The organism is Rhodococcus sp. BP-261 (assembly GCF_019835205.1).
GTDB lineage: Bacteria > Actinomycetota > Actinomycetes > Mycobacteriales > Mycobacteriaceae > Rhodococcoides > Rhodococcoides kyotonensis_B.
This window is the reverse complement of the sequence record NZ_JABUCO010000048.1, coordinates 1-8,075: the sequence shown is the minus strand read 5'-3', so window position 1 is coordinate 8,075 and position 8,075 is coordinate 1. Positions and strand designations below refer to the sequence as shown.

General features: G+C 66.8%; 6 protein-coding genes. 2 read left to right on the top strand and 4 right to left on the bottom strand.

What is annotated here, in order from left to right; genetic code table 11:
- Positions 1-162: 162 nt before the first annotated feature.
- Positions 163-543 (top strand): phage holin family protein, encoded by a 381-nt coding sequence (locus tag HQ354_RS25365; protein WP_068429223.1) that lies wholly within the window; start codon positions 163-165, stop codon positions 541-543.
- On the opposite strand, the gene HQ354_RS25360 is transcribed toward HQ354_RS25365, so the two are convergent.
- Entirely contained in the window at positions 540-1,409 is an 870-nt protein-coding gene (locus tag HQ354_RS25360; RefSeq protein ID WP_167676518.1) for a 1,4-dihydroxy-2-naphthoate polyprenyltransferase, read from the bottom strand. The genes HQ354_RS25365 and HQ354_RS25360 overlap by 4 nt on opposite strands.
- 60 nt (positions 1,410-1,469) lie before the next feature.
- Positions 1,470-2,705, bottom strand: a complete 1,236-nt coding sequence (locus tag HQ354_RS25355) for an Hsp70 family protein (protein WP_261769109.1) — start codon at positions 2,703-2,705, stop codon at positions 1,470-1,472.
- A gap of 183 nt (positions 2,706-2,888) precedes the next feature.
- Between HQ354_RS25355 and HQ354_RS25350 the strand changes: the two genes are divergently transcribed.
- The gene (locus HQ354_RS25350; protein ID WP_308115294.1) at positions 2,889-6,113 is read left to right on the top strand and encodes a BTAD domain-containing putative transcriptional regulator; all 3,225 of its coding nucleotides are present in this window, start codon (positions 2,889-2,891) and stop codon (positions 6,111-6,113) included.
- A 10-nt stretch (positions 6,114-6,123) separates the two neighbouring features.
- On the opposite strand, the gene HQ354_RS25345 is transcribed toward HQ354_RS25350, so the two are convergent.
- Positions 6,124-6,948 (bottom strand): ABC transporter permease, encoded by an 825-nt coding sequence (locus tag HQ354_RS25345; protein WP_068429233.1) that lies wholly within the window; start codon positions 6,946-6,948, stop codon positions 6,124-6,126.
- On the bottom strand, positions 6,945-7,892 hold the full coding sequence (locus tag HQ354_RS25340; RefSeq protein ID WP_068429236.1) for an ATP-binding cassette domain-containing protein: 948 nt from the start codon (positions 7,890-7,892) through the stop codon (positions 6,945-6,947). Before HQ354_RS25340 ends, HQ354_RS25345 begins: the two co-directional genes overlap by 4 nt.
- Positions 7,893-8,075 lie beyond the last annotated feature (183 nt).

The following is an 8,075-nucleotide window of genomic DNA, read 5'->3' as shown; positions in this document are numbered from 1 at the left end:
GTCGAGCCCCAACCCAACAGAACCCAGAACAGCATCCGCACCTCATGGGTGTACACCGGACGTCCCATCGCAACCATCCCTCAATGATCAGGCACGTTGCGATGACTGCTTGAGACCGCCGTATAGCGGGCTGTACATTCGCGCGCACGTAGGGTGGCTCGCATGACATTTCTCGTACGGCTCGTGATCAATGCAGTCGCGATCTGGCTGGCCGCCCAGTGGGTGTCCGGGATCGCCGTATCGAGTTCGGGGCGGGGGACCGCCTGGGACCTGCTCGTCCTGGCCGGGATCGCTGCGGTGTTCACGATCGTCAACGCGTTCGTCAAGCCGTTGGTGAAGCTGTTGTCGCTCCCACTGCTCATCGTGACGCTCGGCCTGTTCACCCTCGTCATCAACGCGCTCATGCTGATGCTGACGGCGTGGATCTCGTCGGCCACCGAGTACGGCTTGACGATCGCCACGTTCGGCGCGGCCTTCTGGGGCGCGCTGATCATCTCGATCGTCAACTGGCTGCTGGGAGCGTTCGTCCCGGAACGCCGCTAGGCGAACGCCAGTGCGGCTCCGGTCGTCAGGCCCCAGACGAGCATGGCCAGGCCGGAGTCGCGAAGCGCGGGGATCAACGCGAATCCTGTCTGCCCGGACCGCACCGGCTTGTTGGCCCGTGCCGCCAGCGGCAGAGCGATCAGCGCGACGAGCGCCCACGGCGTCCGGGCCGCGAGAGCCACGGTGACGGCGAACGGCACCACCATCAGCGCAAGGTGGAGCAGTCGTGTCCGCGTGTCGCCCAATTTGACTGCGAGCGTGAGCTTTCCCGAATCCGGATCGGTGTCGATGTCCCGGAGATTGTTGGCGACGAGCACTGCACTCGAGAACGACCCGACGGCGATCGCCGCGACCAGACCGACCCAGTCGACCCGGTCCGCCTGCACGAACTGCGTGCCCAACACCGCGACCAGTCCGAAGAACACGAACACGGCGATTTCGCCGAGTCCCGCGTAGCCGTACGGCTTCGTGCCGCCCGTGTAGTACCAGGCGCCCGCGATGCAGACCGCGCCGACGACGACGAGCCACCAGGCCGTCGTCGCCGCGAGAACCAGTCCCGCGACACCGCCGACGACGAAACATCCGATCGCCGCGGCTTTCACCGAGCCGGGCGACGCCAACTTCGATCCCACGAGCCGGAGCGGTCCGACGCGTTCGTCGTCGGTGCCGCGAATGCCGTCGGAGTAGTCGTTGGCGTAGTTGACGCCGATGATCAGCGCCAGGCTCACGACGAGCGCGAGCAGCGCCTTCCACCACACCGCCGCATCGAGCGATGCGGCCGCGCCCGTTCCGACGAGTACGGGGGCGATTGCATTCGGCAACGTCCGCGGACGGGCGCCTTCGATCCATTGCGCTGTGGTGGCCATTCATCGATCTTTGCGCATACCGTCCAGGTCTGTCTCGGGAGGTGTCGAGACACGGAGAACCTAGGGAAAACGCAACGGCGGCAGAACGGGTAGTTGAATCTGCGGTAACTCGATGCGCGGCAACTGGAATGGCGGCGGAGGTGGCGGCGGGGCAGCGGGTTCGACGTACCCGCCGGTGTCGTAGCTCGGCACACTCGGCGCAGACGCCTGCGTTTCGGCGGGGGGCGCCTCGATCGTGGGGGTGTTCTCGACGACGGGAGCAGGTGGCGGGAGGGTGGTCAGCAGCTGTGTCGCGGTGACGGGCGTCGACGACGTGTCGACAGCAGGAGCAGGAACGCGGGTCATCGTCGATTCCGCCTCCGGCGACGGCCACATGACCCACGACAACAACCCGAATGCGACGACGGACGGCAGACCGAAGCGCAGCAGCGGCGTCAGCAGCGATTTCGCGCTGCGCCTGGCAGGGGGCGCAGCGGCGTTGCGCACGCCGTCGACACGTGTCGCGTACAGCGCTGCGCCTCGCGACGCGATCAAGTCCGGTGCGTCGGGCCTGACGACGGGAAGCTGAAGGTAGCGCCCAAGAATGTCCTCGATCAGCGGGATCCGGGCCCCGCCTCCGATCGCGACGACGGCTTCCGGCGGAATCTCCGACATCTCCGCGAGGTCGCGTAGCGCGATCGCGGACCGCTCGACCGCCCTCATGATGCAGATCTCGAACATCCGCCGGTCCATCAGTCGGAAGGCGCCGTCGGACGTCTGGGTTGCCTCGTGCGTCGACAACGCTTCCTTGATCTCGCGGCTGAACGCCAGCAGTCCCGCTTCCTCGTCCGGAGTACGCGGAGTGGCCAGGATGTCGAGCGTCATGAGATAGTCGCGCACCGCGAGATCGAGGACGTCGCCGCTGAAATCCTGCGACCTCGTCGCGGCATAGACCGTGCCGCTGTCGGTATCGGCGACGGTCATGTCCAGGCCGGTGGCGCCCAGGTCGTAGATCGCCACCGTGCGGTAGCGGAAATCGGGGTCGGCCCGAAGCTGTTCGAGGGTGCCCGCGATCTCGGAGATGATATGGACCTCCGAGACGTACTCCTCGACGAGGGCCGCCTTCAGCGCTGCGGAGTAACTGGGGTCGGGAAACGCGACGCCGAGCGAGTGCGGTGCGTCGGAGCGGTCGACGATGGTCCGGATGGCGTGCGCGACGTCGTCGGCGTCGGGAACGTCGGCCGCAGACGGGAACCATTCGGCCGAGAAGGACACGCCGTCGGCCGTGCGCACGGCACGAATGCCGCTCGCGCCCATCGACATTCCTATCGACACCATTGCTTCTCGCGCCCTCCCACTCCCCGATTCGGCAGTTCCTCCACCTGCGCGTCCTGGTGACCCCCGTCGCACTATACCGTCTTTCGGTTTGTTTTTTGATCGATAACCGACCAGGGGCTGAATGTGGGACCGTGTCGGCACACTCACTTACGATGTCGATCGGTGCCTCTGGATACTCGCGCAGTCGACGTCGACGCCCCCGCCGTCAGGATCGACGTGGGCGTGCTGGGTGCTGTCAGCACCCGGATCGACGGGCAACTCGTGTCCATTCCCGGCGCCAGGGCGCGGGCTCTGCTCGTCGCGTTGGCGTGCGCGCCGGGGCACAGCCGGAGCGTCGGCGCGCTCCTGGACGACGTGTGGCCCGACGCGCCCCCGCGGGCCCCGAAGAACGCGCTGCAGACCCAGGTCTCCCGGCTTCGGGCCGTCCTGCCACCGGACACTCTCTCGAGCAGCCCTGCCGGGTACCGCTTGGTACTGACGCCGGAACAGCTGGACCTGACGTGCGCGGAAACCCGCGTCGGGCAGGCTCGCGGTCACCTCGCGTCCGGGAATGTCGACGCGGCTCTCGACCTGGTCGGGCAGGCTCGCGCCCTCTGGCGAGGCGAGCCTGCATCCGATCTGCCGAACGGAACCGTCGGCGACGACCTGAAAGCACGTGCGGACGCCGCGTCGGATGCACTCGACGCGATCGAGATCGAGGCTCTGCTCGGGCTGCGCGACTTCGAGCGGGCCTTGGCGCCGGCTCGCCGCGTCGCGGCACGGGATGCGCTGGACGAGCGGGCTGCTGCCGATCTCATGCGATGCCTGCACGGCCTCGGCCGATCGAACGAGGCTCTCGCGGTGTTCGCCGAGCTGCGGGAGAACCTCGCCGACCGTCTGGGAACCGACCCGTCGCCCATGCTCGTCGACCTCAACGCCGAAATTCTGTCGGCGACCGTGCCGCGCACCCCCGTCGCAGTGGGGTTGCGTGCCGCGCCGAACGAGTTGATCGGCCGCGAGCGCGACATCGCCGCGATCGAATCGCTGATGACTCGGGCTCGGGTGACCACCATCGTCGGACCGGGCGGAAGCGGCAAGACGCGTCTTGCCCACGAAATCGGCTCGCGCGCGTCGTCATCGGTGCCGGTCGTGCTCGTCGAGCTCGCGTCGTTGCGTCGCGGCCAGGACGTCGTGGCCGCCATCAGTGGAACGCTCGGGCTGAGCGAGACGGATCTGAAGATCGGCGGCATCGGTGGTGGTCGTGTACGGACCGCGGGGGAGCGTCTGCGGGAGGCGTTGTCCGGTCGGGCGGTAGTGCTGATTCTCGACAACTGCGAACATCTGATCGACGACGTGGCGGAGATCGTCGACGAATTGGTCGGTGCCAGTGCTTCTTTGACGGTGCTGGCCACCTCCCGGTCCCCGATGTCGATCACGTCCGAATCCGCGTACCCGCTTCCTCCTCTGGTCGCCGGTGGAATCGACTCTCCCGCAGCACAATTGTTCGTGTCCAGAGCGCGGGCGGTGCGGCCGGCGGCGTCGTTCGACCCGATCGAGGTAGATCGTCTGTGTCGCACGCTCGACGGGTTGCCTCTCGCCATCGAACTGGCTGCGGCCCGCGTGCGCACCCTCACCGTCGCAGACATCAATGCGAGGCTCGAGCATCGATTCGCGTTGCTGCGCAGCACCGATCGCACCCGTCCCGTGCGGCACCGGACGTTGCACGCGGTCATCGAGTGGAGCTGGAATCTGCTGGAGCCGCCGCAACAACGTGCGTTGGCCCGATTGTGTCGTTTCCCAGCGGGATTCACCGTCGACGCGGCCGAGCGAGTCGCCGGGTTCGCGGGCGTCGACGACGTCGCCGATGCGTTGGACGGGCTCGTGAACCAGTCGTTGCTGACCGTCGTCGACGAGAACGAGCACGTGCGCTACCACATGCTCGAGACGGTCCGGGAATTCGGTGAGGAACAACTGCGCGAGGACGAGGCCGCGGAGGTCGGGGCGCGACTGCTCGCGTGGGGAACCGCCGCCGCGCGCACTGCGGTCGCGGGCTTTCGTACGTCAGACCAAATCTCGGTGATCCGCATGCTCGAAGCCGATCACGACAACCTGGTCGACGTACTGCGCCATGCAGTCGACGACGAGCGGTGGCCGCAGGCGTACACGGTGTTCGCGGCGCTCGCTTTCTTCTGGTCGCTGCGCGGCGCGCACACCGAGGTGCTGAACTGGGCGCCGCGGATGACGGACGCGCCTGCGGTCGTGAATGTCGACGACGATTCTCTCGTGCTCGCCCACGTCGTGCTCCTGGCGCACGTCGGGCGCGGCGGTCAGATCCGGGATGCGGCACGCATTCGAACTCGGTTGCGCCGCAGCCTACGTGCGCGTTCCGGTGTCGAGCCGGGCCTGCGGTTCGTCGCGGAGGTCCTGGTCGGACGTACCGACGGTCGAGGTCTCCCACGACGACTGGCCTATGCTGTCCGGGCCGACGAGCCCGCGCGTCGCTGTGCAGCACGAATGGTTCGAGCGGGGCTCGCCGAGAACTTCGGCTACCTGCACCTTGCCGCGCGCGACGCGGACGTCGCCTACGCACTCGCCGTCGACCGCGGTGACACGTGGGCCGCCGCGTCGGCGTCGCAGAGTCTCGGAAGTATTCACGGACAGTCGGGCCGAGCAGATCTCGCCGTGTCGCACTATGCGCGCGCAGCCGATCTGCTGTGGCGTCTGCATTCGTTCGACGAGAGCGCACAGATGCGCGGGTTCGCCGGTGCTGCGCTCATCGCCGACGGCCGAATTGCCGAGGGCCGCACACTGATCGACGACGTCGCTGCGATGAGCGTGGACGGTGAGTCGTCGATCAGCTCGGATGCCGATCAGCAGGATCAGCGTCTGGCGTCGATCACCGCCACGCGTGCAGAGGCCGACCTGGCGGAGGGAAACATCGAATCCGGCCTCGCGCTGTACCGTCGCTCCACCGAGATCGCCGGCTTCTCGGCCGACGTACCCACCGACCCGTATCTGACGCTGCTCGCCGCCGCATCCGTCGCGGCTCACGTGCTGCACGGTGCTGCGGGCCGCATCGCCGACACCGTCGTCGTTCTGACCGAGGTCGCACTGCGACGGCTCGGAACCAACGAGTTCCGGGACCTGCCGCAGTTGGGATCGGTCGCCTGTGCCGTCGGATCGTTCGACGTCCACTCCGGGCGTGACCCCGGACGAGGCGTCGAGCTCCTCGCGCTGTCGGTGAAAGTGCATGCACGACACGACTACTCGACCATGCGTCCCCAGTTGCATCTCGACGCGGCACGACGCGTTCTCGGCGACGCCGTCGTCGACGACCAGGTTGCCCGTGTCGCGAAGACGACGAGAACCGAAGCGCTCGAAGGGATACTCGAGCTGCTTCGGTCCTGACCCGGGAACGTCACGCCTTGCGCATGTACGCCCTGACGGTGAGTGGTGCGACGACCGCGACGACGATCGCCGCGCCGAGAATCGACCACAGGACGTGGATTCCGACGTGCCCGTCGTTGGACAGTTCGCGAACAGCCGTCACGAGGTGTGAAACCGGGTTGACGCCGACGAACGTCTGCAGCCAGCCAGGCATCGTGTCGACGGGCACGAATGCGTTGGACAGGAACGTCAACGGGAACAGGATCATCATCGACACCCCCTGTACCGACGAGGCTTTGCTCATCAGGACGCCCATCAGGGCGAAGATCCAGCTGATGGCCCATGCGCAGAAGATCACCAGTGCGCCTGCAGCGAGGATGCCGAGTGCTCCGCCGCCGGGTCGGTAGCCCATCGCGTAGCCGGTGCCGAACGTGATGACGGTGGCGATGAAGTAGCGCACGACGTCGGCGGTCAGTGCCCCGGCCAACGGCGAGATACGGGCGATGGGAAGCGATTTGAAGCGATCGAACACGCCCTTGTCCATGTCTTCACGCAGCTGTGTGCCGGTGACGACGGAGGTCGTGATGACCGTCTGCGCGAGAATGCCCGGAATGATGAGCGGCAGGTACGCGTCGACGTTTCCGCTGATCGCGCCGCCGAAGATGTAGGCGAACATCAAGGTGAAGATGACCGGCTGGAAGACGACGTCGAACAGTTGTTCCGGGTTGTGCTTGAACTTGAGCAGTCCGCGATACGCCATGGTCAGCGAATGGGCGACGGACTGTCGAAGCGAGATGGTGCGCTGCGGGTTCAGTTGTCGTTGTGCGGGTTCGGGTTTGGTGAGTGTCGTGGTCATGCGGCCTCGATCGTGTCGTGTCCGGTGATGGTCATGAAGACCTCGTCCAGGCTGGGCTTGGAGACGGTGATTTCGTCGACGGCTATGCCGTGCTCGCGTAGCCGAATCAAGATCTCGGGAGTGTGCGACGGGTCGGTCATCGGTGCGGTGAGACGGCCGGATTCGGCGGACGCCGACACCTCGACGCCGAGCTGCGCGGCGACGATGGACCGGGCCGCGTCGAACTGTGTGCCGTCGGCGAGTGTCAGCTGCAGCGACGAGATGCCGACCGACGCCTTGAGCTCGTCCGCCGTGCCGTCGGCGATGACCTTGCCGCGGTCGATGACGGCGATCCGGTCACACAACTGATCGGCCTCGTCGAGGTACTGCGTCGTCAGCAGAACGGTGGAGCCCTGGGCGACGAGTCGGCGAATCGTCTCCCACATCTGCGCGCGGGTGCGTGGGTCGAGACCGGTGGTCGGTTCGTCGAGGAACAGCAGGGGAGGGGAGGAGATGAGGCTGGCCGCGAGATCGAGTCGACGACGCATACCGCCGGAGAAATTCTTCAGCGGACGGCTCGCGGCCTCGGTGAGTCCGAACTCCTCGAGCAGCTCGGAGGCCTTGCGGCGGCTCTCTTTTCGGCCGAGGCCGAGGAGCCGGGAGAAGACGACGAGGTTCTCGGTCGCCGACAGATCCTCGTCGACGGAGGCGTACTGGCCGGTGACGCCGACGAGCGAGCGCACGGCGGTCGCGTCGGACATGACGTCGTGGCCGAAGATGCGCGCCGCGCCGCCGTCGGGACGCAGGAGGGTGGCGAGCATGCGAACGGTCGTGGTCTTGCCTGCACCGTTCGGCCCGAGGACGCCGTACACGGCGCCTGCGGGAACCGTCAGGGATACGCCGTCCACGGCGCGGTGCGAGCCGAACATCTTGACGAGGTCCACTGCCTCGATAGCTGGTGTCATGCCACGAACAGTGCACCCGTCCGCTTGCACGACGCTTGCACGGGACATGCGCGTCGCACCCGTGATGCTCCTATGAGTGTCAACTGCTGATTTTCTGTGTGAGTAGCTGGAACATTTCGCGGGCGACGGCTCGTTTGAGGCAGCGGATGATGTCGCGTTTGCTTTTGCCTTGGGCGAGTCGTT